The organism is Micromonospora sp. CA-248089 (assembly GCF_050948515.1).
Taxonomy (GTDB): domain Bacteria; phylum Actinomycetota; class Actinomycetes; order Mycobacteriales; family Micromonosporaceae; genus Micromonospora.
This window is the reverse complement of record NZ_CP192016.1, coordinates 3,196,918-3,221,857: the sequence shown is the minus strand read 5'-3', so window position 1 is coordinate 3,221,857 and position 24,940 is coordinate 3,196,918. Positions and strand designations below refer to the sequence as shown.

Here is a 24,940-nt window from a genome sequence, read left to right as displayed (position 1 = left end):
CCCGCACCGCCACGGCACGCGGTCAGAGCGCGACCAGCTCCGTGGGGGTGGTGTTGAGCCGCTGCCCGCCGTCGGGCGTGCACACGACGATGTCCTCGATCCGGGCGCCGTGCCGCCCGGCGAGGTAGATCCCGGGTTCGACCGAGAACGCCATGCCGGCCTGGAGCGGCAAGCGGTTGCCCGTCACCACGTACGGCTCCTCGTGGCCGTCGAGGCCGATGCCGTGCCCGGTGCGGTGCAGGAAGGCGTCGCCGAAACCGGCGGCGGTGATGACGTCCCGGGCGACCGCGTCGAGGGCTTCGGCGGCCACCCCCGGCGCGACCGCGGCCACGGCGGCGCGCTGCGCCTCCCACAGCACCGCGTAGTAGTCGGCGAACTCGGCCGGGGCGGGGCCGCCGGTGACGTACGTGCGGGTGCAGTCGGAGCGGTAGCCCGACGGCATCGTGCCGCCGATGTCGACCACCACGGGCTCACCGGCGCCGATCGGGCGGTCCGAGGTGCCGTGGTGCGGGCTCGCGCCGTTGGGGCCGGCGGCCACGATGACGAAGTCGACAGCGGCGTGCCCGGCGGCCCGGATCTCGGCGGCGAGGTCGGCGGCCACCTCCCGCTCGGTGCGGCCGGGGCGCAGCCACTCCCCCATCCGCAGGTGCACCGCGTCGATCGCGGCACCCGCCTCGGCCAGCGCGGCCACCTCGGCCGGCGACTTGCGGATCCGCATCTCGCGCAGCACCTCGGAGGCGAGCCGCTGAGCCACGCCGGGCAGGACGTCGCGCAGCGCGAGGACCTGCTGAGCCCACATCCGGTCGGCCAGCCCGACGGCGCGGACCGGCCCCGGTAGCGCCGCGCGGACGAGCGGCCACGGGTCGGTGCCGTCGGCGTGGTCGACGATCCGGAACCCGGCGCCGGGTGCGGCCTCGGCGTCCGGCCGTTCCAGCACCGGCACGATCAGCGTCGGCTCGCCCTCGGCGGGCAGCACCAGGCAGGTGAGCCGCTCGCCCTCGCGGGCGTCGTAGCCGGTCAGGTAGCGCAGGTCGGAACCGGGGGTGAGCAGCAGCGCGTCCAGGCCCGCCGCGGCGGTGGCGCGCTGGGCGTCGGACAGCCGTGCGGCCGGGTACAGCTCCTCAATTCCCACAGCCGCAGCCTAATGTTCGTTCGGGTGCGGACGGGAGCCCGTCCGGTGCTCACACACACCGGCCGTCCGGTCCGCCTCGATCTTGGTCATGCCCGACGCCTGGAGCAGCTCCAGGGGGGCGGCGAGCGCGTTCGCCGTACGCGGCACGGCCAGGTCCGGGGCGTTGGGCTCCACTGTGCCCAGCAGGACGGCGGTGCTGCCGGCCTGCACCATGACGGCGCCGCCGCCCCGGATCACCACGCCCGACGATGACATACCGGCGCAGCCGCTCGTACGCCTCCCGGACGTGCCGGCGCGCCACCGGAACGACAGCGGTCACGGCACCGCCCGTGCGCCCGGGCGCCACAGGCACGACGGCTCGGACTCGATCACGCCCTCCTCTACCCGGCGGTCGCGCCGGTATTCCCACGGCTCCCGCTTGCGGGGGCGAGCGATCATGGAGGGGTGATCCGTTTTCTGCTGAACCTGCTGTGGCTCGTCTTCGGTGGCGGCTTCTTCCTGGCCCTGGGCTACGGCGTGGCCGCCCTGATCTGCTTCGTCCTCGTCGTCACCATCCCCTTCGGCGTCGCCTCGCTGCGGCTCGCCCTGTACTCGCTGTGGCCGTTCGGGCGCACCATCGTGCCCAAGCCGGGCGCCGGCCTTCCCTCCGGCCTGGCGAACGTGCTCTGGGTGGTGCTGGCCGGCTGGTGGCTGGCGCTGTCGCACATCATCGCCGGTGTCACGCTCTGCGTGACGATCATCGGCATCCCGTTCGGGGTGGCGAACTTCAAGCTGGTCCCGGCGGCGCTCTGGCCGCTCGGCCAGGAGGTCGTCGAAACCCCGTAACGGCCCCCGGTCCCGGCGCCGCCGGGTCGAGGCCGGGCGAGGTCTGCTGCGCCGGGCAGGCCGGCGGACACCGGGACAGCTTCCAGCCGTTGTCGACGCCTGTCCGTCTGCCCGTCCCTCCCCTTCCGGTCCGCGCGCCCGCGCCGCCCCCGGCGGGTGGAACGTCATGGGTGTCTCCGCCCGTGTTTGACACCCATGACGTTCCACCCACCGGTCGGCACCCTTCCGGCAGCGAGCGCACGACCAATTGGCGGGATACGCGTCCCGACTCCTGGGAACGCTCCAGATCTTGGTACGAAAAGGCCCTCATTGGGGCTGTTCAGTCCCATGACATCTGTCAGCGTTGAAGTCCCGATACATGTGTCAGGTGGTAGGGATCTTGGGTCGGGTGGTATGTGCTGCCGGGCATGGCTTCTCGGCGGCATGTGATGAACCTGCTGGACGCGCTGCTGGCGGCGGGGGTTCGGGTGAACGCGGCCGAGTTCGCGCGTGAGCACGGGGTGTCGGTGCGCACGGTGTACCGGCACCGCGCACGTATCCGGGCCGAGGGTCAGTGGCAGGAACGATCCCGGCGTCCGCGTAGTAGTCCGCGGGTCACGCCGCCGGAGGTGGACGCGTGGATCTGCAAACTGCGTGTTGAACTGGGCCCGGACAACGGGGCGGACTTCATCCGAGACGCGTTGGGCGAGGTGCGCCGGCGCATCGGCGCGTCCTGGTCGGTGCCGTCACGCTCGACGGTCAACCGGGTGCTGGCCCGACATGACCTGCTCGTGGCTACTCCGGCTAAACGACCGCGTAGTTCGTGGCGGCGTTTCAGCTATGCCCGGCCCCGCGACTGCTATCAGATCGACGCCACCGAAGTGAAACTCGCCGACGGCCGCACGGTTGTCGTCTTCGACGTCCTGGACGACTGCACCCGCACCCTGGTCGCCTGCCACGCCGCCGCCGCGGAGACCGCCCGAGCCGCGATCACCGCGATCAGACAGGCGTTCACCGCCTACGGCGTGCCAGCCATCGTGCTCAGCGACAACGGCATCGCGTTCACCAGCCGCCGGACCCGACCCGGATCAATCTCCACCTTCGTGCAAACCCTGATCGACCACGGCGCCCGCCCGATCAACTCCAGCCCCTACCACCCACAAACCTGCGGCAAGGTCGAACGCCACCACCAAACCCTCAAAAAATGGCTGAGCACCCAACCCCCACCACAGACCCTCACCGCCCTGCAAACACTCCTGGACACCTACCGCCGCTACTACAACACCCAACGCCGCCACAGCGCCCTACCCCGCCGCACCACACCCGCCCACGCCTGGACCCACGCACCCACCCTCGGCGGACCCACCAGCACACCCCTGCAAACCGACGCCACCCTGCACCACTGCCCCGTGGCCAGCAACGGCGCCATCGCCATCGCCGGACACCGCACCAGCGTCGGCGCCACCCACGCCGGCACCACCGTCACCGCCATCCGCGACAACAACCACGTCACCATCTACCACCCCGACGGCCAACCCATCGGCCATCTCCACCTCGACCCCGACAAGAACTACATCCCCCTCACCCCCACCCCCACGATCCACAACCCATGACACATCTATCGGGACTTCCCATTGACACATGTCCCGGGACATGACAGCCCTCATTGGGGCCGTCTCGTACCAAGATCTGCCGAGGCCTGGCGCACCACCTCTACGGCGTCCTAGGAGGGTGGGGTGGTTGCTGGAGGGACGCGAATGGGGCTCGCGGGGCGGGTTTGCTGGCTAGCGTCGGAGGGGTGCGGGACGGGGTGATCGAGACGCTCAAGGCGGACCCGGAGATGTCCGGTCTGCGCCGCTCGCTGGACTTCTATCACGGCGACCCGGTGCGCGACGCCGCGCTCGACGCGTTCTACGCCCCGCTGGTCCGCGCCGGTGACCTGGTCTTCGACGTGGGCGCGCACGTGGGCGACCGGCTGGGCAGCTTCCGCCGGCTGGGTGCGCGCGTGGTGGCTGTCGAACCGCAGCCGCTGTGCGCGCGGGCGCTGCGCGAGATGTACGCGGGCGACGACGCGGTGACGGTGGTGGAGGCGGCGTGCGGGCGTACCGCCGGGCCGGTACGGCTGCACGTGAACTCGGCCAACCCGACGGTGTCCACCGCCTCCCCCGGGTTCGTCCGCGCCGCCGACGGCGCGCCCGGCTGGGAGGGCGAGACCTGGGACGCCCGGATCGAGGTGCCCGGCACCACGCTCGACGCGCTCGTGGCCGCGTACGGCGTGCCGGCGTTCGTGAAGATCGACGTGGAGGGGTTCGAGGACGCCGTGCTGGCCGGGCTGAGCCGGCCGGTCCCCGCGTTGTCGTTCGAGTTCACCACCATCACCCGGGTGCTGACGGCGCGCTGCCTGGACCGGCTCACCGCGCTCGGCTTCACCCGGTTCACCGTGGCGCTCGGTGACGAGATGCGGTTCGCGCTGCCCGGCTGGCACCAGGCGGCCGCTGTGGCCGCGTACCTGCGCGCGTTGCCGGACGAGGTCAACTCGGGCGACGTGTACGCCCGCCCCTGACCATCCATTTCGGACGGCCGAGGGCCGGGGAACAAGGCATCGACCCTGTTCATCGCCGTGATCGGCAGACGCCCAGCCGGGACACTTTTTTCAAGGCTCGAACTTAGGAGTACATCGTTACTCATCTGTGATTGACGGGACCGACGCCACTTGGGTTGACTGCCACGGAACCGCTTCCGCAACCGGTTCCGAAACACCCCGCTCATCCCTGCGATCCGGGAGCGTCACGTGCCGATCACCATCGCCGACGTCGCCACCCGCGCCGGGGTGAGCAAGACGACGGTCTCCCGGGTGCTCAACGGCAAGGGCGAGGTGCACGTCCGCACCGCCGACCGGGTCCGCGCCGTGATCAGCGACCTCGGGTACGTACCCAGCGCCCGCGCGGTCGGGCTGGCCCGGGGCCGTACCCGGGTGGTGGGGATGCTGGTGCCGGCGCTGACCTGGCCCTGGATGGGCGAGGTCCTCCAGGGCGCGGCCGACGTGGTCGAGGCCGCCGGCTACGGCATGCTGCTGTTCACCTGCACCCACGGCGACGAGTCGATGCGGCGGTTCGCCTCCCAGGTCTCGGCCAAGTCGTTCGACGGCCTGCTGGTGGTCGAACCGGAGGGGACGCTCGACTACATCACCGAGCTGCACCGGCGCGGCCTGCCGGTCATCCTCATCGACGACCGGGGCCACCAGCCCGGCTTCCCGTCGGTGCGGACCACGAACGAGGACGGCGCCCGGGCCGCCGCCACGCACCTGCTGGCGCTGGGCCGGCGCCGGCCGCTTGTCGTCACCGGCCTGCGCCGGTTCGGCTGCACCCGGGAACGGCTCGCGGGGTTCGCCGGCGCCTACGCCGACGCGGGCGTGCCGATCGAGCCGGACCGCGTGGTGGAGGGCGACTTCACCTTCGAGTGCGGGCGCGCGGCGGTGCGGCGGCTGCTCGCCGACGGCGTACCGTTCGACGCCGTCTTCGCCCACAACGACCTGTCGGCCGCCGGTGCGTTGCAGGCGCTGCGCGACGCCGGGCGGCGCGTCCCGCAGGACGTGGCGGTGGTCGGCTTCGACGACCTGCCGCTGGCCGGGCACACCCACCCGCCGCTGAGCTCCGTGCGCCAGCCCTTGCGGGAGATGGGTACGGCCGCCGCCCGGCTGCTCATCGGCCACCTCGCCGGCACCCCGCTGCCGGACACCCCGACCGTCATCCCGACCGGCTTCGCCGCCCGCGACTCGACCGGCGCGGACGAGAACACCAGCGACCCGATCGACGCCCACGTCACCTGACCCCCACCCCCGCCGCACCCGGCGACCACGCCGGCGGGCCCGCCCGCCGGTGGCTCCACCGCACACCCTCCATCCACCACATCCCGCCCGAGGAAATGCGGGACCACCGAGGGAGACCTCCATGAGAAGACGGCAAATCCTCGCCCTCGCGCTGGCCGGCGCGATGGTCACCGGCGCCGCCGCCTGCGGCGACAGCCCGAACGCGAACAAGAAGAGCGGCCAGGCCGCGACGGTGCTGAACGTCGGCATGCCCAACGGCCCGCAGGCGGAGAACAACAACCCGTTCCTCACCACCTCGGCCGGCGCGTCGCTCGGCTACCGCTGGCAGATCTACGAGCCGCTGATGATGTGGAACCCGGTCAAGCCGGCCGAGCCGTTCAAGCCGTGGCTGGCCACCAAGGCCGAGTGGTCGTCGGACTACAAGTCGGTCAAGGTGACCATCCGCGAGAACGCCACCTGGTCCGACGGGCAGAAGGTCACCGCCGAGGACGTCGCGTTCACCTACAACCTGGTGAAGAAGTTCCCGGCCCTCAACGACCAGGGCGTGCCGTACACCGACGCCGTCGCCAGCGGCAACGAGGTCACCATCTCGATGGCCAGCCCGCAGTTCGTCAACCAGCAGAAGGTGCTGTGGCGGGTGCCGATCGTGCCCAAGCACCTGTGGGAGAAGATCGCCGACCCGGCCACCGACCCGGTGAAGCAGCCGGTCGGCAGCGGCCCCTACACGCTGAAGTCGTTCACCCCGGCGACCACGACGCTCTCCGTGCGCGACAGCGGCTACTGGCAGGACCCGCCGAAGGTCAAGGAACTGCGGTACACCTCGTACACGGACAACAGCGCGCAGACCACCGCACTGGCGAACGGCGAGTCGGAGTGGAGCTTCGTCTTCATCCCGAACTACCAGACCGTGTTCGTGGCCAAGGACCAGAAGAACCACAAGATGTGGGCGCCGCCGGTGCTGGGCATCCACGGCCTCTACGTGAACACCACGAAGAAGCCGTTCGACGACCCCACGCTGCGCAAGGCGATGAACATGGTCATCGACCGGGCGGACATCTTCACCACCGCCGAGGCGGGCTACTTCCACCCCGAGGTCAAGAGCGTCACCGGTCTGCCCAGCCCGGCCGGTGACTCGTTCATCGCGCCCGAGTACAAGGGCCAGGAGCACAAGGTCGACGTCGAGGGCGCCAAGGCGCTGCTCACCGGCGCGGGCTACAAGCTCGACGGCACCACGCTCAAGGACAAGAGCGGAAAGCCGGTCACCATCCGGCTCACCGACCCGGCCGGCTGGTCCGACTACCAGACCAGCCTGGAGATCGTGAAGGGCAACCTGGCGAAGATCGGCATCGCGGCCACCGTCGACAAGGCCAACCAGGACGCCTGGTTCCGCAACGTCGAGCAGGGCAACTTCGAGGCCACGTTCCGGTGGACCGAGAGCGGCGCCACGCCGTACGACATCTACCGGACCATCATGGACGGCCGCGTGCTCAAGCCGATCGGCACCGCCTCCCCGGCGGGCAACTTCGGCCGGTTCCAGAGCAAGGAGGCCACCGACGCGCTGGTGTCGTACGCCAACGCCACCGACGACGCCACCCGCACCACCGCCATGGCCACCCTGCAGAAGATCTTCGTCGAGCAGATGCCGATGATCCCGGTCGGCGCGGACAACATCGGCGGCGCGTACAGCACGAAGAACTGGACCGGCTGGCCGGACGACTCGAACCCGTACGGCGCGCTCCAGCCCACCCAGCCCAACGCGGTGGACGTGGTGCTGCACCTCGAGCCGGCCAACGGCTGACCCGGTGCCGCCGGCCCGGCCACGATCGCCCGGCCGGGCCGGCGGCGCCCGCCCCTCGCTACCGGCAACCCCAGACAGGAATGCGGCATGACGTTGACCGAGAGCGCACCGGCGCCGGCCGACGAGGTGGTGCTGGAGGCCGTCGGCCTGACCAAGCACTTCCCCGTCCGCCGGCGGCTGCGTGACCTCCTCTCCCGCACCCCAGCGGTGGTGCACGCCGTCGACGACGTATCGATCGCGCTGCGCCGCGGCCGGGTGACCGCGCTCGTCGGCGAGTCCGGCTCCGGCAAGTCCACAGTGGCGCGGCTGCTGGCCCAGCTCTACCCGCGCACCGCCGGCGACATCCGGCTGCACGGCGAATCGACCCGGGTCCGCGGCGGGCGCCGCTTCCGGGCGTACGTGCGCCGGGTGCAGCTGATCCTGCAGGACCCGTTCGCCTCGCTGAACCCGGTGCACACGGTCCGCTACCACCTGACCCGGTCGCTGCGCATCCACGGCAACGCCGGGACCGGCCCGGACGGGCTGGAGAAGGCGCTCGCCGACCTGCTGACCCGGGTCGCGCTCACCCCGCCGGAGCGCTACCTGGACGCGTTCCCGCACGAGCTGTCCGGCGGGCAGCGCCAGCGGGTGGCGATCGCGCGGGCGCTCGGCGCCGACCCCGAGGTGCTGCTCGCCGACGAGCCGGTGTCGATGCTGGACGTGTCGATCCGCCTCGGCGTGCTCAACCTGCTCCAGGACCTGAAGGACCGGCTCGACCTGGCGATCCTCTACATCACCCACGACATCGCCTCGGCCCGCTACTTCGCCGACGAGACGATCGTCATGTACGCCGGGCGGATGGTCGAGGGCGGCGACAGCGAGACGGTCACCCAGCGCCCGGCCCACCCGTACACCCGGTTGCTGATCGAATCGGCGCCGGACCCGGAGCGGATCAGCGGCGCGGGCGGCGACGGCGCGGCGGCGGGCGAGCGGGGGCACGGCGAGCCGCCGAGCCTGATCCGCCCGCCGGCCGGCTGCCGGTTCCACCCGCGCTGCCCGGCGGCCATGCCGCGCTGCGCCACCGACCTGCCGCCACCGATCCCGGTCGACGACGCGCCGGGGCACTGGGCCGCGTGCTGGCTGTTCGACGCCGAGACCGTCGCGGCGGCGAAGAGCGGAACCGACACGGCCGGGACGGAGGCGGCCCGGTGAGGTTCCTGCTGCAACGGGTGGCCTTCTACCTGTTCACCGCCTGGGCGGCGATCACCCTCAACTTCTTCATCCCGCGGATGGTGCCGGGCGACCCGGTGCAGTCGCTGATCTCCCGCAACCAGGGCCGGATCAGCGCCGACGCGATCGCGTCGCTGCGGGTGCTGTTCGGGCTGGACTCCGACCGGTCGCTGTGGGAGCAGTACGTCGCCTACTGGGGGCAGCTCCTGCGCGGCGACCTGGGACTGTCGTTCACGTTCTTCCCCGCCCCGGTGTCGGAGGTGATCGGGAGCAGCCTGCCGTGGACCGTCGGCCTGGTCGGCGTCACCACGATCGTCAGCTTCCTGCTCGGCACCGCGCTCGGCGTCGGCGCGGGCTGGCGGCGCGGCTCGTGGATCGACGGGCTGCTGCCGGCCACCACGTTCCTGTCCTCGATCCCGTACTTCTGGCTGGGCCTGGTCGCGATCGCGCTGTTCGCCGGGCCGGGCAGCTTCTTCCCCTCCTCCGGCGGCTACGAGCCGGGCCTGGTGCCGGCGTTCGACGCGTACTTCGTGCCGAGCGCGATCCAGCACAGCATCCTGCCCGCGGCGACCATCCTGGTGTCGTCGATGAGCGGCTGGATCCTCAGCATGCGCAACATGATGGTCACCGTCGCGAGCGAGGACTACATCACCGTGGCGCACGCCAAGGGGCTGTCCGAGCGCCGGGTGGCCCTCAGCTACGCCGCCCGCAACGCGCTGCTGCCGAACGTGTCCGGGTTCGCGCTGTCACTGGGCTTCATCGTCGGCGGCACGCTGCTCGTGGAGATCGTCTTCTCGTACCCGGGCCTGGGGTTCCAGCTCTTCCAGGCCGTCGGCGCGAAGGACTACCCGCTGATGCAGGGCATCTTCCTGATCATCACGATCTCGGTGCTGGTGGCGAACCTGCTCGCCGACGTGGCGTACCTGCTCCTCGACCCGCGGACCCGAAAGAGCTGAACGATGACACTCTCCCCGTCCAGCATCGAGCAGGTCATCCCCGGCCAGGGGGCGATGGCGCAGCCGTCGGCCCGGGCGCGCCGCCGCCGGTTCCGCTTCGTCGCCAACGCCAAGGCCGCGACCGGCCTCGCAGTCCTCGGGGTCTACGTGCTCCTGGCGGTGATCGGGCCGTGGATCGCGCCGTACGACCCGGACGCGCGCAGCGCCGACGTGCTCCAGGCGCCCTCGGCCCGGCACTGGTTCGGCACCACCCATCTCGGGCAGGACATCTTCAGCCAGATCCTGGTCGGCGCGCGCAGCGTGATGGTGGTGGGCCTGACCGCCGGCGTGCTCGCCACGATCCTGTCCGTCCTCATCGGCGTGACCGCCGGTTACCTGGGCGGCGCGGCCGACGAGGGCCTGTCGGCGGTGTCGAACGTGTTCCTGGTGATCCCGGCGCTGCCGCTGATCATCATCGTCACGTCCCTCGTCGACCAGGCCAGTGACACGCTCGTGGCGCTCATCATCGGCCTCACGTCGTGGGCCTGGGGCGCCCGCGTGCTGCGCGCCCAGACGCTGTCGTTACGCCGCCGCGACTACGTCGAGGCCGCCCGGGCCACCGGCGAGCGGACCTGGCGGATCATCGGCTTCGAGATCCTGCCGAACCTGACCGCGATCATCGCCTCCGGCTTCGTCGGCACCGTCATCTTCGCGGTGATGTCGGAGATCACCCTGGCGTTCATCGGCGTCTCGTCGATGACGTCGTGGAACTGGGGCACGATCCTGTTCTGGGCCCAGGGGCAGCAGGCCCTGGCGCAGGGCGCCTGGTGGTGGTTCGTGCCGGCCGGGCTGGCCATCGCGCTGCTCGGCACCGCGCTCGCGCTGATCAACTTCGGCATCGACGAGTTCGTCAGCCCGCGGCTGCGCACCGGCGGCCGGACCCGGATCCGTACCGCCGACGGCCGCACCGTCGCGATGCGCGTCGGGTTCACCCCGGTGCTCGCGCCGAACCCGGCGCCGGTCCCGATGCGGCGGCCGGCGGACCCCACCCGAGAGGACGCGACCCCATGAGCGACCAGGTGCTGGAGATCCGCGGGCTGTGCGTCGACTACGGCGTCGGCGCGGACGCGGTCCGTGCGGTCCGCGACGTCGACCTGACGCTGCACCGCGGCGAGGTGCTCGGCCTGGCCGGGGAGAGCGGCAGCGGCAAGTCCACCCTCGCGTACGGACTCACCCGGTTGCTGCCCCCGCCCGGCGTGGTCAGCGGCGGCCAGGTGATCTACCACCCGGCCGACGGCCCGCCGGTCGACGTGCTCACGCTCAGCCCGGCGAAGCTGCGCGAGTTCCGCTGGGCGGAGACGTCGATCGTGTTCCAGGGCGCGATGAACTCGCTCAACCCGGTGCACAAGGTCTCCACCCAGCTGCTCGACGTGATCCGGGCGCACGAGCCGAAGAGCACGGCGGCGGGCCGGCTGGCCCGCGCGAAGGATCTGCTGCGCCTGGTCGGCATCTCCGCCGACCGGCTGGACAGCTACCCGCACCAACTCTCCGGCGGCATGCGGCAACGGGTCATGATCGCGATGGCGCTGGCGCTGGAACCGCAGGTGGTCATCATGGACGAACCGACCACCGCGCTGGACGTGGTGATGCAGCGGCAGATCCTCGGCCAGCTCGCCGAGCTGCGCGAACGTCTCGGCTTCGCGGTGCTGTTCATCACCCACGACCTGTCGCTGCTGGTCGAGTTCTCCGACCGCATCGCGATCATGTACGGCGGCCGGATCGTCGAGGAGGCGCCCGCCGCCCGGCTGTACGCCGAACCGCTGCACCCGTACACCGAGGGGTTGCTGCACTCGTTCCCGGCGCTGCACGGGCCGCGCCGCGAACTGACCGGCATCCCCGGCTCCCCGCCGGACCTGCGTGCCATGCCGTCCGGGTGCGCGTTCCACCCCCGCTGCCCGAAGGCGTTCGACGGGTGCGACGAGCAGGTGCCGGTGCTCGGCGCGCCGCGCGTCGACGACCCGGCGCGGGCCGTCGCGTGCCATCTGCACCCGGCCGTCGCGCCGCTGTCCCGCTGACCCGCCCGACACCACCACCCGCCAACCGCGAGGAGAACCATGGACACCGACCTCACCCTCCCGTCGTCAGTCACCGGTCCGGACCCGATCGACACGCTGCCGCCGACCTTCCGGTGGGGGGTGGCGACGTCGTCGTACCAGATCGAGGGCGCGGTGGCCGAAGACGGCCGCACCCCGTCGATCTGGGACACGTTCTGCCGGGTGCCGGGCGCGGTGGCGAACGGCGACCACGGCGACGTGGCGTGCGACCACTACCACCGGATGCCGCAGGACGTCGCGCTCATCGCGGACCTGGGGCTGGACACGTACCGGTTCTCGGTGGCCTGGCCCCGGGTGCAGCCGGGCGGGCGCGGCCCGGCGAACGTGGCCGGGCTGGCCTTCTACGACCGGCTGGTGGACGAACTGCTCGGTCGGGGCGTCGAGCCGTGGGTGACGCTCTACCACTGGGACCTGCCGCAGGAGCTGGAGGACGCCGGCGGCTGGCCGAACCGGGACACCGCGTACCGGTTCGCCGACTACGCGGAACTGGTCTTCGCCGCGCTCGGCGACCGGGTCCGCACCTGGACCACGCTCAACGAGCCGTGGTGCTCGGCGATGCTCGGGTACGCCTACGGCAACCACGCCCCGGGCCGGCGCGACCTGGGCGACGGCATCGCCGCGGCGCACCACCTGCTGCTCGGGCACGGGCTGGCGACGCGGCGGCTGCGCGAGGCGGCCCGGTCCCCGATCGAGCTGGGCCTCACGCTGAACCTGGCCACCGCCGACCCGGCGACCGACAGCGCGGCCGACCGGGACGCGGCGCGCGCTGCCGACGGGCTGGGCAACCGGCTCTACCTCGACCCGGTGCTGCGCGGGGAGTACCCGCGCGACGTGATCGCCGACCTGGCCGCCGAGGGCGTGCGGATCCCGGTGGAGGACGGCGACCTGGACGTCATCGCCACCCCGATCGACGTGCTGGGCGTCAACTACTACTTCGGGCAGCTGCACTCCGGGGTGGACGAGCAGGGCCGCGACCGCGACGACGACGGCAAGCCGGTACGCCGGGTGGTCCGCCGCGACCTGCCGCGTACCGCGATGGACTGGGAGATCGTGCCGGAGTCCTTCACCGACCTGCTGGTGCGGCTGCACCGCGACTACCCGGGCACGCCCATGGTGATCACCGAGAACGGCGCCGCGTTCGACGACGAGCCGGACGCCGACGGGTTCGTCGCCGACGACGACCGGGTCGGCTACCTCACCGAGCACCTGCGGGCGGTGGCCCGCGCCCGGGCCGCCGGCGCGGACGTGCGCGGCTACTTCGCCTGGTCGCTGCTGGACAACTTCGAGTGGGCGTACGGCTACGACAAGCGGTTCGGCATCGTCCGGGTCGACTACGACACGCAGCGCCGCACCCCCAAGCGCAGCGCGCTCTGGTACCGCGACACGGTGCGGCGGGTACGCGGGCAGCGCTGACGTCGTCCGGCGTGGGGGCAGGGCCGGTCAGGTCAGTGACGGCGGCCCGGCCCCCACGCCGGGCCCGGGCGGGCGGCCGGGTCGCGGGGCACGCCGCCGTCGCGCAGCAGCCGGGTCATCGGCAGGGTGGCGGCGCCCATCGCGACCGCGTCCGGTCCGAGCCGGCACAGCTCGATCGAGGTCTGCGCGTACGGCTGGCGCAGCGCGTGCCGGGCGGTCGCCGCGCGGATCGCGGGCAGGTGCCGTTCGCCCAGGGCCAGCCCGGCCCAGCCGCCGAGCACCACCCGCTCCGGGTTGAACAGGTTCACCAGGTTCGCCACCCCGGCGCCCAGGTAGCCGACCGTCTCGTCGACCACCTTCGCGGCGGTGCGGCCGGTGGAACGCAGCAGCTCACCGAAGGCGGACTCCTCGTCCGCGCCGGGTGCCGGGCGGCCCCGGTTGGCCTGGCGGAACCGGTCCAGCACCGCCTCCGCCCCGACGTACGCCTCCAGGCAGCCGAGGTTGCCGCAGCGACAGCGGCGGCCGCCGTACACGATGGTGGTGTGGCCCCACTCCCCGGCGCTGCTGTGCGCGCCGCGGTAGCCGACGCCGTCGGCGACCACGCTCGCGCCGACGCCGGAGCCGACCAGGGCGACCACCGCGTGCCGGACGCCGCGGCCGGCGCCGAACCACATCTCGGCCTGGCCGAGCGTCTTCGCGCCGTTGTCCACGTGCACCGGTACGTCGGTGCCGGCGCGCAGCATCGCGCCGAGCGGGACGCCGTCCCAGCCGAGCGTCTGGGCGTGCACCACGGCGTCGGCGGTGCGCTCGACGGTGCCGGCGACGGCGACGCCGAAGCCGAGCACGGCGGCGGGGTCGACGCCTGCCTGGTCGATGACCGCGGCGAGGCCGTGTCGCAGGTGCGCGGCGACCCGCTCGGGGTCGGGATCGGCCGCGGTGATCGGGTACTCCGCCTTGGCCAGCGCGGTCATGCTCAGGTCGAACAGCTCCACCTGGACCCGGGTCTCGCCGACGTCGGCGCCGACCAGGTAGCCGTAGCCGGGCGCGACGCGCAGCAGGACCCGGGGGCGGCCGCCGTCGGACTCGACCGAGCCGGCCTCCTCGACCAGACCCTCGTTGATCATCTCGCCGACCAGGTTGCTGACGCTCGCCAGGCTGAGCGCTGTGGACTGGCCCAGCTCGTGCCGGCTGAGCGGGCCGTCCAGCCAGATCCGGGTCAGCAGGACCGACCGGTTGGCCCGGCGCATGTCGCGCACCGTGGTGCGTCTGGCGTCCACGTCCGCCGCCGTCCTTCCCGGCCGCTCGCGGCGGCCTGCGTTCCTGCTTCACGCCGTGAACCGGGTGGTGACAGGGTACGCCGCATTTACATTTAACAAAGTTAACTGATAACCTCCGGCGCATCGATGAGGAGGTATGTCATGCGACTCGGACGTGGGATGACCGCTCTGCTCGGTGGCGTCGCGCTGCTCGCCGCCACCGCCGCCGCCCTGCCCGCCACCGCCGCCACCCCGGCCGGCGCCGTCGGCACGCTCGTCGCGTGTGACGCGCCGGTCTGGGCCGAGGGCGTCACCTGGACCGCCGGCAGCCGCGCCACCTATGGCGGCCGGCTCTACCAGGCGCTCGTCACGCACACCCCGCCGGCCGGCGCGGGCTGGAACCCGGCCGCCGTACCGGCCCTCTGGACCGACCTCGGCGCCTGCACCGGCGGCACGCCGTCGCCGAGCCCGACCACCCGGCCGCCGTCGCCCACCCCGTCCGCCTCCCCGACGGCCTCCCCCACGCGGACGCCGACCGCCTCCCCGACCCCGACGACGCCGGGCGGGGACACCTGCGCGCTGCGGTCCCGGCCGTCGGGCAAGGTGCTCCAGGGCTACTGGGAGAACTGGGACGGCGCCGCGAACGGCGTGCACCCCGGGCTCGGCTGGATCCCGATCACCGACTCCCGGATCACCGGACACGGCTACAACGTGGTGACCGCCGCGTTCCCGGTCATCCGCGCCGACGGCACCGTGCTCTGGGAGGACGGCATGGACGCCGGCGTCAAGGTGCCAACCCCGGCGCAGGTGTGCCAGGCCAAGGCCGCCGGGCTCACCGTGCTGCTGTCCATCGGCGGCGCCACCGCCGGCATCGACCTCAGCTCCAGCGCGGTGGCCGACCGGTTCGTCGCCACCGTCGTGCCGATCCTCAAGCGGCACAACTTCGACGGCATCGACATCGACATCGAGACCGGCCTGACCGGCAGCGGGAACATCAACCAGCTCTCCCCCTCACAGGCCAACCTGATCCGGATCATCGACGGGGTGCTGGCCCAGATGCCGGCCGGCTTCGGGCTCACCATGGCGCCGGAGACCGCGTACGTCACCGGAGGCAGCGTCACCTACGGCTCGATCTGGGGCGCGTACCTGCCGATCGTGAAGAAGTACGCCGACAACGGGCGGCTGTGGTGGCTGAACATGCAGTACTACAACGGCTCGATGTACGGCTGCGCCGGTGACTCGTACCCGGCCGGCACCGTGGCCGGTTTCGTCGCCCAGACCAACTGCCTCGACGCGGGCCTGGTCATCCAGGGCACCACCATCCGCGTACCGCTGGACCGGCAGGTCCCCGGGCTGCCCGCGCAGGTCGGCGCCGGCGGCGGCTACATGGGCCCGGCGCTGGTGGCCCAGGCGTGGAACACCTACCAGGGGCGCCTCAAGGGCCTGATGACCTGGTCGGTCAACTGGGACGGGTCGAAGGGCTGGACGTTCGGCGACAACGTCCGGTCCCTGCAGGGCCGCTGAGCCGGCGGGGCTCCACGCTCCACCCCCGGCGCGGAGCCCCGCCGCTGGCGCCTCTTGCGAGACCCTGCGAGGCTGGCGCTCGTGTATGACTACGACCTGCTGGTGCTGGGCTCCGGACCGAGTGGACAGAAAGCGGCGATCGCCGCGGCCAAGCTGGGCCGCCGGGTGGCGATCGTCGACCGCCGCGACATGCTCGGCGGGGTGTGCATCAACACCGGGACCGTGCCCTCCAAGACGCTGCGCGAAGCCGTCCTCTACCTGACCGGGCTGAGCCAGCGCGACCTCTACGGCAGCAGCTACCGGGTCAAGGAGGACATCACCGTCGCCGACCTGGCCGCCCGCACCCAGCACGTGATCACCCGGCAGACCGACGTCATCCGCAACCAGCTGGCCCGCAACAAGGTCTCGCTGATCACCGGCACCGGCCGGTTCGCCGACGCCCACTCCGTGTGGGTGGACGCCGGCTCCGGCCGGGAGACCCGGGTCAGCTTCGACAAGGCGGTCATCGCCGCCGGCACCCGCCCGGCCCGCCCGGACAGCGTCGACTTCGACGACCGGACGATCGTCGACTCCGACGGCGTCATCAACCTCCAGGCCGTCCCGCGCAGCATGGTCGTGGTCGGCGCCGGCGTGATCGGCATGGAGTACGCGTCCCTGTTCGCCGCGCTCGGCACCAAGGTGACTGTGGTCGAGCGCCGCCCGCGGATGCTGGACTTCTGCGACGAGGAGATCGTCGAATCCCTGAAGTACCACCTGCGGGACCTGTCGGTGACCTTCCGCTTCGGCGAGGAGGTGGCCGCCGTGGAGAAGCACCGCAGCGCCGCGCTCTGCGTGCTGCGCAGCGGCAAGAAGATCGCGGCGGACACCGTGATGTACTCCGCCGGGCGCCAGGGGCAGACCGACGACCTCGCGCTGGAGGCGGCCGGGCTCACCGCCGACCACCGGGGCCGGATCACCGTCGACGCGGACTACCGCACCGGCGTCGAGAACATCTACGCCGTCGGCGACGTGATCGGCTTCCCCGCGCTGGCGTCCACCTCGATGGAACAGGGCCGGCTGGCCGCCCAGCACGCCTGCGGCGAACCGGCGCGCGGCATGTCGGACCTGCAACCGATCGGCATCTACACCATCCCGGAGATCAGTTTCGTCGGGAAGACCGAGGAGGAGCTGACCGACGCGTCCGTCCCGTTCGAGGTGGGCATCGCCCGCTACCGGGAACTGGCCCGTGGCCAGATCGTCGGCGACTCGTACGGGATGCTGAAGCTGCTGGTGTCACCCGAGAACGGGCGGCTGCTCGGGGTGCACGTGTTCGGCACCGGCGCCACCGAGATCGTCCACATCGGGCAGGCGGTGATGGGCTGCGGCGGTACCGTCGACTACCTGCTCGACGCGGTGTTCAACTACCCGACGCTGGCCGAGGCGTACAAGGTGGCCGCGCTGGACGCCGCCAACAAGATCCGCAACATCACCCGCATCGACACCTGACCCCGCCCCTCCCCCGCCCGCCCCGCCCCTCCTCGTTGATCTTGCACTTTCGGCCCGCCGCCCACCCGTTATGCCGGCTATGCCCGGGCGGCACGTGCAAGATCGGCGGGGATAGGGGGCGGGGCGGGGCGGTGGGAGGGTGGGTCAGCGGCCTACGGCGTAGCCCTGGGCGCCTCGGGGATTCGCGGCGGCGGACAGGACCCCGGTGCGCGGGTCGCGTGTCACCGCGCACATGCGGCCCAGGCTCCACGGGTCGGACAGGCGGACGGTGTGGCCGCGGGCGCGCAGGCCGGCCAGCACGTCGGGGTCGATCCGGTCCTCCAGCACCAGCACGCCGGGCTCGACCTCGCGCGGATAGAACGACGCCGGGAAGCTCGTGGTGTGCCACGTGGGGGCGTCGATCGCCTCCTGCAACTCCTGCTCGCCGGCCAGGTGCCGCAGCAGGAACAGCAACTGCCACTGGTCCTGCTGGTCACCGCCGGGCGTACCGCAGGCCATCACCGGCTCGCCGTCGCGCAGCACGAGCGTCGGGCTGAGCGTGGTACGCGGTCGCCGGCCCGGCCGCAGCGTCGACGCGAGCCCCTCCTCCAGCCAGCACATCTGCAACCGGCTGCCGAGCGGGAAGCCCAGTTCCGGGATGGTGGGCGAGCTCTGCAGCCAGCCGCCGCTGGGCGTGGCGGAGATGATGTTGCCCCACCGGTCCACCACGTCGACGTGGCAGGTGTCGCCGCGGGTCACGCCGTCGGCCCGGACCGTGGGTTCGCCGGTGCTCGGGTCCTGCGGGACGGCCCCGCGACGCACGTCGGCGTGCAGGTGCGACGGAAGCCGGGACGGCTCGCCCACCGGGCTGCCGGGGCGCAACCCGGCCGACGCCCGGTCACCGACCAGCGCGGCCCGCGAACGGGCGTACTCGGCCGACAGCAGCGCGGAGCCCAGCACGTCGGTGTCGCCGTACCACGCCTCCCGGTCGGCGAACGCGAGCTTCAGCGCCTCGGCCTGCGCGTGGATGCCGTCCAAGCTGGACGGATCGTAGACCGCCGGGTCGTCGAGCGCGTCCAGGACGGCCAGGGTCTGCAGCAGCACCGGGCCTTGGCCCCAGAAGCCGGTCTTGGCGATCGTGTGCCCGTGCCAGTCCAGCGTGACCGGTTCCTCCCAGGTGGCCGACCATCCGGCCAGGTCGTCGCCGGTGACGAGCCCGGCGTGGGCACGCCCGCTGGAGTCGCGGAACGGCAGCCGGCTGAACGCGTCGATCGCCTCGGCGACGAGACCCTCCCGCCAGGCTCGCCGGGCCGCCTCAATCTGCGCCTCCCGGTCCGTACCGGCAGCCCGTCCCGCGTGGACGAGGCGGCGCAGCGTGTCCGCGTACGCCGGGTTGGTGACCATCTCCCCCGGCGCGGGCGGGCGGCCGTCGCGGAGCCATTGCCGCGCGGAGGTCGGCCAGTGGTCGGTGAACAGCGACCGGACCCGCGCGACGGTCTGCCCGGCGGCGCCGACCAGCGGGTGGCCGGCGGCGGCGTAGCCGATCGCCGGCTCCAGCACCTCGGCGAGCGTGCGGGTGCCGTGGTCGCGCAACAGCAGCAGCCACGCGTCGACAGCGCCCGGCACGACCGCGGCGAGCGGGCCGGCGCCGGGCACCAGGTCCAGGCCGAGCGAGCGGAAGTGGGCGACGGTGGCGGCGGCCGGGGCCGGGCCCTGACCGCAGAGCACCCGCGGCGTGGGGTCGGCCGCGGTGGCGAGGATCGCGGGCACCTCCCCGGCCGGGCCGTTGAGGTGCGGTTCCACCACGTGCAGCACGAACCCGGCGGCCACCGCGGCGTCGAAGGCGTTGCCGCCGCGTTCCAGCACACCCATCGCGGACTGGCTGGCGAGCCAGTGCGTGGAGGAGACCATGCCGAACGTCCCGCGCAGCGTCGGCCGGGTGGTGAACGCCATGGGCGGCAGCCTACGGCGTGCCGGCGACGTCGGCGCGTTCCGTCGCGCCGACGTCGCCGGCACCGCCGTCGCGCTCGGCGTCGAGCGGGAACAGGCACGCGGCCTCGTGGCCCGGACCGACCTCGGCCAGCGCCGGGTCGGTCTCGGCGCACGCGGGGCGGGCCTGGGGGCATCGGGTACGGAAGCGGCAACCGCTCGGCGGGTCCACCGGGCTGGGGATGTCGCCGGTCAGCACGATCCGGCGGCGCTCCCGCTCGACGCGGGGGTCGGCCACCGGCACCGCGGACAGCAGCGCTGCCGTGTAGGGGTGCGCCGGGCGCCGGTAGATCCGCTCCGGTGGGCCGGTCTCGACGATGCGGCCCAGGTACATCACCGCGATCCGGTCGCTCATGTGCTCGACGGCGGCCAGGTCGTGCGCGATGAACAGGTAGGTGAGCCCGAGGTCGCGTTGCAGGTGCCGGAGCAGGTTCATGATCTGCGCCTGGACGCTCAGGTCGAGCGAGGCGATCGGCTCGTCCAGGACGATCAGGTCCGGCTCGCCGGCCAGCGCGCGGGCCACGCCGACCCGCTGGCGCTGGCCGCCGGACAGCTCGTGCGGATACCGGCCGGCGGTGTCGGCGCGCAGGCCGACCAGGTCCAGCAGCTCGGCGACCCGGGCCCGCCGGGCGGCGGCGGACGTGGCGAGCCGGTGCACGACGAGCGGTTCGGCGATGCTGTCGCCGACCGTGCGGCGGGGGTCGAGGGACGCCTGCGGATCCTGGAAGACCATCGCCACGTGGCGGCGCGTCGCGCGCAGGCGGCGGCGCGACCAGCGGGTCACGTCCGCGCCCGCGACCCGGACCCGGCCGCCGGTCGGGTCGACGAGCCGCAGCAGCGCCAGACCCGCGGTGGACTTGCCGCTGCCCGACTCGCCGACGAGTCCCAGCGTCTCGCCCCGGCGTACGGCGAGGCTGACGCCGTCGACCGCGCGGACCGTTCCGGCCGGCGTCGGGAAGTGCACCTTCAGGTCGTCCAGCTCGGCGACCAGGTCCGGGGTGTCGGCGCTCATCCGGCCTCTCCACGGTAGAAGGTACGGACCGTGTGCCCGTCGCCGACCGGCGTCAGCGGGGGCAGCTCGTGCTCGCAGCGGGGATCGGCGCGGACCGGGCAGCGCGGCCAGAACGCGCAGCCGGGCGGCAGGTCCAGCGGGCTCGGCGGCGAGCCGGGGATGGCGACCAGGTCCTCGCCGCGCCGTGACGGGTCCGGCCGGGCCGCCAGCAACGCCCGGGTGTACGGATGGGTGGGCGTGTCGAACACCGCGTCGACTGGGCCCTGCTCGACGATGCGTCCCCCGTACATGACCGCCACGGTGTCGGCGATGCCCGCGACGACGCCCAGGTCGTGGGTGACCCAGACGACGGCGGTGCCCAGCCGTGCCTGCAGGTCGGCGACCAGTTCGATGATCTGCGCCTGGGTGGTGACGTCGAGCGCGGTGGTCGGCTCGTCGGCGATCAGCAGGTCCGGCTCGCAGGCGAGCGCCATGGCGATGGCGACGCGTTGGCGCATGCCGCCGGAGAACTGGTGCGGGTACGCGTCGACGCGCCGCGCGGCCGACGGGATGCCCACCAGTTCCAGCATCTCCACCGCCCGGTCGCGGGCGGCGCGGCGGGTCAGGCCGAGGTGTTCCTCGGCCGCCTCGGTGACCTGCCGCCCCACCGGCAGCACCGGGTTGAGCGAGGTCATCGGATCCTGGAAGACGAAGCCGACGTGCCGGCCGCGGACCTTGCGGCGGCGGTCGTCGGGCAACGCGGTCAGCTCGTGGTCGAGCAGCCGCACCCGGCCGGTGACCGTGGCGGCGCGCGGGGCGAGGCCGGTGGCGGCGAGCAGGGTCATGCTCTTGCCGCTGCCGGACTCGCCGACCAGCGCGAACGTCTCCCCCGGCCGTACCTGCCAGGACACCCCGGCGACGGCACGGACCGGGCCACGGCGGGTGCCGACGGTCACGGTGAGGTCGTCCACGGACAGCACCGTCGAGTCGGTGCTCGGCCGCTGACGCCGGCTCGGCATGCGTTCGGCGCGCTCGGTGGGTTCGGTGCGCTCGGTCATGGGGTGCTCCTGCGGGCCTCGCCCAGGGTGAGCTGGCGCGGGTCGAGCACGTCACGCAGCGCGTCGCCGACCAGGTTGAACGCCAGCACGGTGAGGAAGATCGCCGCGCCCGGGAACACGCCCAGCCACCACGCGTCGGTGACGAAGCCACGCCCGTCGAACAGCATCCGGCCCCAGGCCGGCGCGGGCGGCTGGATGCCGAGGCCGAGGAAGGACAGGGCGGCCTCGGAGAGGATCGCGAACGCCAGCGACAGCGACGTCTGCACGATCAGCGGAGCGGCGATGTTCGGCAGCACGTGCCGGCGCATGATGCGCAGGTCGGACGCGCCGATGGAGACGGCGGCCCGGACGAACACCTGCTCGCGTACGGACAGCACGCCGGCGCGGGTGATGCGGGCGAAGATGGGTGTGTAGACCACGCCGATGGCGACCATGGCGGTGAGCAGGCCGGGGCCGAGCACCGCCACGATGGCGACCGCCAGCAGCAGCACCGGGAACGCGAACAACACGTCCATGCAGCGCATGAGCACGCTGTCCAGCCAGCCCCGGTAGTAGCCGGCGAACAGCCCGAGCGTCACGCCCGCGACCAGTGCGATGCCGACGCTGACCGCGCCGACCTGAAGCGACACGCGCGCGGCGACGAGCACCCGGCTGAGCACGTCGCGGCCCAGCTCGTCGGTGCCGAACGGGTGCGCGCCGCTGGGCGGGCGCAGCATCTGGTCCACGTCGACGTCGTTGACGCCGGCCGGGGCCAGCCACGGGCCGGCCACGCCGACCACGACCAGCAGCACGAGCACGAGCGTGCCGCCGACGGCGAGCGGGTCGCGGCGCAGCGCGTCCAGTACGCGGCGTCCGGTGCTCTCGGTCGTGGCGCTCACTTGACCGTGATCCTCGGGTCGAGGCGGGCGTAGAGGATGTCCACCAGCAGGTTGACCAGCAGGAACAGGGCGGCCACCAGCAGCACCGCGCCCTGCAGGACCGGATAGTCGCGGGCCTGCACGGCGTCGAAGGTGAGCCGGCCGATGCCGGGCCAGGCGAACAGCACCTCGATCACGATGACGCCGCCGAGCAGGCTGGCGAGCTGCACCGCGACCACGGTGACCACCGGGATGAGCGCGTTGCGCAGCACGTGCCGCATGATCACCACCCGGTTGCGCAGCCCCTTCGCCTCGGCGGTGCGCACGTAGTCGGCGGAGAGCACCTCCAGCACCGAGGAGCGGATGAACCGGGTGAGGATCGACGCGGTGACCAGGCCGACGGTGACCGCCGGCAGCGCCACGTGGGTGGCCCACCGGCCGGGGTCCTCGGTCAGCGCCACATAGCCCGAGGGCGGCAGCCAGCCGAGCACCCCGGCGAACAGCAGGATGCCCATGATGCCCATCCAGAAGTCCGGCACCGAGACGCCGAACTGGCTGAACACGCGGGCAGCGTGGTCGACGGCGGAGCCGCTGCGGACCGCCGCGACGATGCCCAGCGGGAACGCCACCAGCAGCGCGAACACCACGGCGGTGACCGCGAGCGACAGCGTGGCGGGCAGCCGTTCCAGCACGATCGCGCTCACCGGCTGACCGGTGCGGAAGCTGACCCCCAGGTCACCGGTGAGCGCGTGCCCCAGGTAGCTGGCGTACTGCACCGGCAGCGGCTGGTCGAGGCCGGCGCGTTCGCGCAGCGCGTCGTACGTCTGCGGGTCGAACCGGGTGCCGAGCGCCACCCGGACCGGGTCGCCCGGCACCAGTTGCAGCAGCAGGAACACCACGAGTGTCACGCCGAGCAGGACGACCGCCGACTGGAGTACCCGCCGCAGGACGAAGCGGGCCATCACTTCGCCAGGGCGACCGACCGGAACCGGATCGCCCGGTCGGTGCGCACCTCGTAGCCGGAGACCTTCTTCGACCAGCCCTGCACGACGTCCGGGTTGTAGAGGTAGAGGTAGCTGGCGTCGTCGACGATCTGCTTCGCCGCCTGCTCGTACGCCTGCTTGCGGGCGCCCTGGTCGGTCTGGGTGCGCGCGTCGTCCAGCAGCTTGTCGACCGCCGGGTTCTTGTACTTGTGGAAGTTGAAGGTGCCGCCGCTGTGGTGCTGGGCGTAGTAGAACTCGTCCGGGTCGATGTTGCCGAGCCAGCCGAGCATGAACCCGTCGAAGTTGCCCTTGGCCTGCTCGTCGAGCCACTGGGCGAAGTCCAGCGTACGGATCTTCACGGTGATGCCGACGTCCTTGAGCTGCGCGGCGATGACCTGCGCGGCGGTGACCGTCTCCGGGTACTCGCTGGTGACCATCAGGTCCATGGTCAGGTTGCCCACGCCGGCCTGGCCGAGCATCTGCTTCGCCTTGCCCGGGTCGTGGCTGTAGGGCGCGTAGTCGTAGTAGAACGCGCTGGCCTTCGGGATGGCGGTCTGGTTGACGGTGGCCAGGCCGAACTTGGCCGCCTTGGTGATCGCCTCGCGGTCCAGCGCGTACCCGATCGCGCGCCGCACCTCGGGGTTGTCGAACGGCTTGCGGGCCTCGTTGAGCGCCACGTACCAGTAGTCGGTGGACGCCGCCGACCTCACCACCGGGTCGTCGCCGTCCTGCAACGACTTCACCTGCTGGGGCGGCAGGTTGTCGGTCCACTGGACCTGGCCGCTGCGCAGGTTCTGCAGCGCCACCGTCGGGTCCTTGACGAAGGTGAACGTGACGCCGTCGAGCTTCGGCTTCTCACCCCAGTAGGCGTCGTTGCGCACCAGCTTGATGCTGTCGCCGGAGGTGTAGCCGGCCACCGTGAACGGGCCGCTGCCGACCGGCGCGGTCTTCACCTTGCCGGACTCCACGTTGGACTTCTCCACGATCGCCACGCCCTTGAACCCGCCGAGGTTCGCGAGCAGGTTCGGGGTGGGCGCGCTCAGCGTCACCACCACCGTCGTCGGATCCGGCCCGGTGACCGACTTGACGGTGGCGAACTTGTACGCGTTGTTCAGCTTCTCCTTGATGATCCGCTCGAACGAATAGACGACGTCCTCGGAGGTCAGCGGCGACCCGTCGGAGAACGTGACGCCCTCGCGCAGCGTGAACGTCCAGGTGAGCTGGTCGTCGCTGGTGGTCCACTTCGTCGCCAGCGAGGGCACCATCTTCAGGTCGGCGTCCGGCTCGACGAGTGTGTCGTAGACGTTCTCCAGCACCTGGAAGCTGTAGTAGGCGGAGGTCTTGTGCGGGTCGAGCTGGTCGGGTTCGCCGCCGATCGCGGCGTTGAGGACTCCGCCGGAGCCGCCGGCGTTCCCCCCGCCGCCGACGTCGACCGCCTCGCCGCCGGTGCATCCGGACAGGACACCGATGGTGAGGGTGAGTGCGGCGCCGAACACGCCGAGCTTGTTCCTGGACACAGGCCCCCCTTGCCACTTCCCGGACAAAAGAAAGTTTCGGCGAGTCTTATCTCCGAGCCGGATGATG

At 72.4% G+C, this 24,940-nt stretch carries 21 protein-coding genes; 12 read left to right on the top strand and 9 right to left on the bottom strand.

The window, feature by feature from the left end; translation table 11 throughout:
- Window positions 1–22 precede the first annotated feature (22 nt).
- Entirely contained in the window at window positions 23–1,132 is a 1,110-nt protein-coding gene (locus tag ACQP26_RS15305; RefSeq protein WP_433496058.1) for a M24 family metallopeptidase, read from the bottom strand.
- A gap of 9 nt (window positions 1,133–1,141) precedes the next feature.
- Window positions 1,142–1,387: a hypothetical protein gene (locus ACQP26_RS15300; RefSeq protein ID WP_433496057.1), complete on the bottom strand. Its 246-nt coding sequence runs from the start codon at window positions 1,385–1,387 to the stop codon at window positions 1,142–1,144.
- Between the two features lie 189 nt (window positions 1,388–1,576).
- Here ACQP26_RS15300 and ACQP26_RS15295 point away from each other — a divergent pair, with 189 nt between their 5' ends.
- The 10 genes from ACQP26_RS15295 to ACQP26_RS15250 all read left to right on the top strand — a co-directional run bounded on the left by ACQP26_RS15295 (window position 1,577) and on the right by ACQP26_RS15250 (window position 13,234).
- Window positions 1,577–1,957: a YccF domain-containing protein gene (locus ACQP26_RS15295; RefSeq protein WP_433496056.1), complete on the top strand. Its 381-nt coding sequence runs from the start codon at window positions 1,577–1,579 to the stop codon at window positions 1,955–1,957.
- Between the two features lie 407 nt (window positions 1,958–2,364).
- Window positions 2,365–3,549 (top strand): DDE-type integrase/transposase/recombinase, encoded by a 1,185-nt coding sequence (locus tag ACQP26_RS15290; RefSeq protein WP_433493339.1) that lies wholly within the window; start codon window positions 2,365–2,367, stop codon window positions 3,547–3,549.
- A gap of 227 nt (window positions 3,550–3,776) precedes the next feature.
- Window positions 3,777–4,499 (top strand): FkbM family methyltransferase, encoded by a 723-nt coding sequence (locus tag ACQP26_RS15285; protein ID WP_433496144.1) that lies wholly within the window; start codon window positions 3,777–3,779, stop codon window positions 4,497–4,499.
- 228 nt (window positions 4,500–4,727) lie between these two features.
- Window positions 4,728–5,765, top strand: coding sequence for a LacI family DNA-binding transcriptional regulator (locus ACQP26_RS15280; protein WP_269706258.1), 1,038 nt, complete (start codon window positions 4,728–4,730; stop codon window positions 5,763–5,765).
- 121 nt (window positions 5,766–5,886) lie between these two features.
- Window positions 5,887–7,563 carry an ABC transporter substrate-binding protein gene (locus ACQP26_RS15275; protein WP_433496055.1) on the top strand — a complete coding sequence of 559 codons (1,677 nt, stop codon included), beginning with the start codon at window positions 5,887–5,889 and terminating at the stop codon, window positions 7,561–7,563.
- 87 nt (window positions 7,564–7,650) lie between these two features.
- The gene (locus ACQP26_RS15270; RefSeq protein WP_433496054.1) at window positions 7,651–8,754 is read left to right on the top strand and encodes an ABC transporter ATP-binding protein; all 1,104 of its coding nucleotides are present in this window, start codon (window positions 7,651–7,653) and stop codon (window positions 8,752–8,754) included.
- A complete protein-coding gene (locus ACQP26_RS15265; protein ID WP_269706264.1) occupies window positions 8,751–9,728 on the top strand; it encodes an ABC transporter permease in 978 nt (325 codons plus the stop codon). The genes ACQP26_RS15270 and ACQP26_RS15265 overlap by 4 nt, the downstream gene beginning before the upstream one ends.
- 3 nt (window positions 9,729–9,731) lie before the next feature.
- The gene (locus ACQP26_RS15260; protein ID WP_269706266.1) at window positions 9,732–10,778 is read left to right on the top strand and encodes an ABC transporter permease; all 1,047 of its coding nucleotides are present in this window, start codon (window positions 9,732–9,734) and stop codon (window positions 10,776–10,778) included.
- Window positions 10,775–11,782, top strand: coding sequence for an ABC transporter ATP-binding protein (locus ACQP26_RS15255; RefSeq protein ID WP_269706268.1), 1,008 nt, complete (start codon window positions 10,775–10,777; stop codon window positions 11,780–11,782). Before ACQP26_RS15260 ends, ACQP26_RS15255 begins: the two co-directional genes overlap by 4 nt.
- 39 nt (window positions 11,783–11,821) lie before the next feature.
- A complete protein-coding gene (locus ACQP26_RS15250; RefSeq protein ID WP_433496053.1) occupies window positions 11,822–13,234 on the top strand; it encodes a GH1 family beta-glucosidase in 1,413 nt (470 codons plus the stop codon).
- Window positions 13,235–13,266: 32 nt separating this feature from the next.
- Here ACQP26_RS15250 and ACQP26_RS15245 read toward each other — a convergent pair whose 3' ends face one another.
- Complete coding sequence (locus ACQP26_RS15245; RefSeq protein ID WP_269706271.1) at window positions 13,267–14,511, bottom strand: ROK family transcriptional regulator; 1,245 nt, start codon at window positions 14,509–14,511, stop codon at window positions 13,267–13,269.
- 141 nt (window positions 14,512–14,652) lie between these two features.
- Between ACQP26_RS15245 and ACQP26_RS15240 the strand changes: the two genes are divergently transcribed.
- Entirely contained in the window at window positions 14,653–16,014 is a 1,362-nt protein-coding gene (locus ACQP26_RS15240; RefSeq protein WP_269706273.1) for a glycosyl hydrolase family 18 protein, read from the top strand.
- Between the two features lie 81 nt (window positions 16,015–16,095).
- Window positions 16,096–17,499, top strand: coding sequence for a Si-specific NAD(P)(+) transhydrogenase (sthA, locus tag ACQP26_RS15235; protein WP_269706275.1), 1,404 nt, complete (start codon window positions 16,096–16,098; stop codon window positions 17,497–17,499).
- 144 nt (window positions 17,500–17,643) lie between these two features.
- Here sthA and ACQP26_RS15230 read toward each other — a convergent pair whose 3' ends face one another.
- Genes ACQP26_RS15230 through ACQP26_RS15205 form a run of 6 tightly spaced genes read right to left on the bottom strand, consistent with a single transcriptional unit; the run spans window position 17,644 to window position 24,873 of the window.
- Window positions 17,644–19,431 carry a gamma-glutamyltransferase family protein gene (locus ACQP26_RS15230; RefSeq protein ID WP_433496052.1) on the bottom strand — a complete coding sequence of 596 codons (1,788 nt, stop codon included), beginning with the start codon at window positions 19,429–19,431 and terminating at the stop codon, window positions 17,644–17,646.
- 10 nt (window positions 19,432–19,441) lie between these two features.
- Window positions 19,442–20,479 carry an ABC transporter ATP-binding protein gene (locus ACQP26_RS15225; RefSeq protein WP_433496051.1) on the bottom strand — a complete coding sequence of 346 codons (1,038 nt, stop codon included), beginning with the start codon at window positions 20,477–20,479 and terminating at the stop codon, window positions 19,442–19,444.
- Window positions 20,476–21,477 carry an ABC transporter ATP-binding protein gene (locus tag ACQP26_RS15220; protein ID WP_433496143.1) on the bottom strand — a complete coding sequence of 334 codons (1,002 nt, stop codon included), beginning with the start codon at window positions 21,475–21,477 and terminating at the stop codon, window positions 20,476–20,478. Before ACQP26_RS15220 ends, ACQP26_RS15225 begins: the two co-directional genes overlap by 4 nt.
- Before the next feature lie 35 nt (window positions 21,478–21,512).
- Window positions 21,513–22,394 carry an ABC transporter permease gene (locus tag ACQP26_RS15215; RefSeq protein WP_433496050.1) on the bottom strand — a complete coding sequence of 294 codons (882 nt, stop codon included), beginning with the start codon at window positions 22,392–22,394 and terminating at the stop codon, window positions 21,513–21,515.
- On the bottom strand, window positions 22,391–23,335 hold the full coding sequence (locus tag ACQP26_RS15210; RefSeq protein WP_433496049.1) for an ABC transporter permease: 945 nt from the start codon (window positions 23,333–23,335) through the stop codon (window positions 22,391–22,393). Before ACQP26_RS15210 ends, ACQP26_RS15215 begins: the two co-directional genes overlap by 4 nt.
- On the bottom strand, window positions 23,335–24,873 hold the full coding sequence (locus ACQP26_RS15205) for an ABC transporter substrate-binding protein (protein WP_433496048.1): 1,539 nt from the start codon (window positions 24,871–24,873) through the stop codon (window positions 23,335–23,337). The genes ACQP26_RS15210 and ACQP26_RS15205 overlap by 1 nt, the downstream gene beginning before the upstream one ends.
- Window positions 24,874–24,940: the final 67 nt, after the last annotated feature.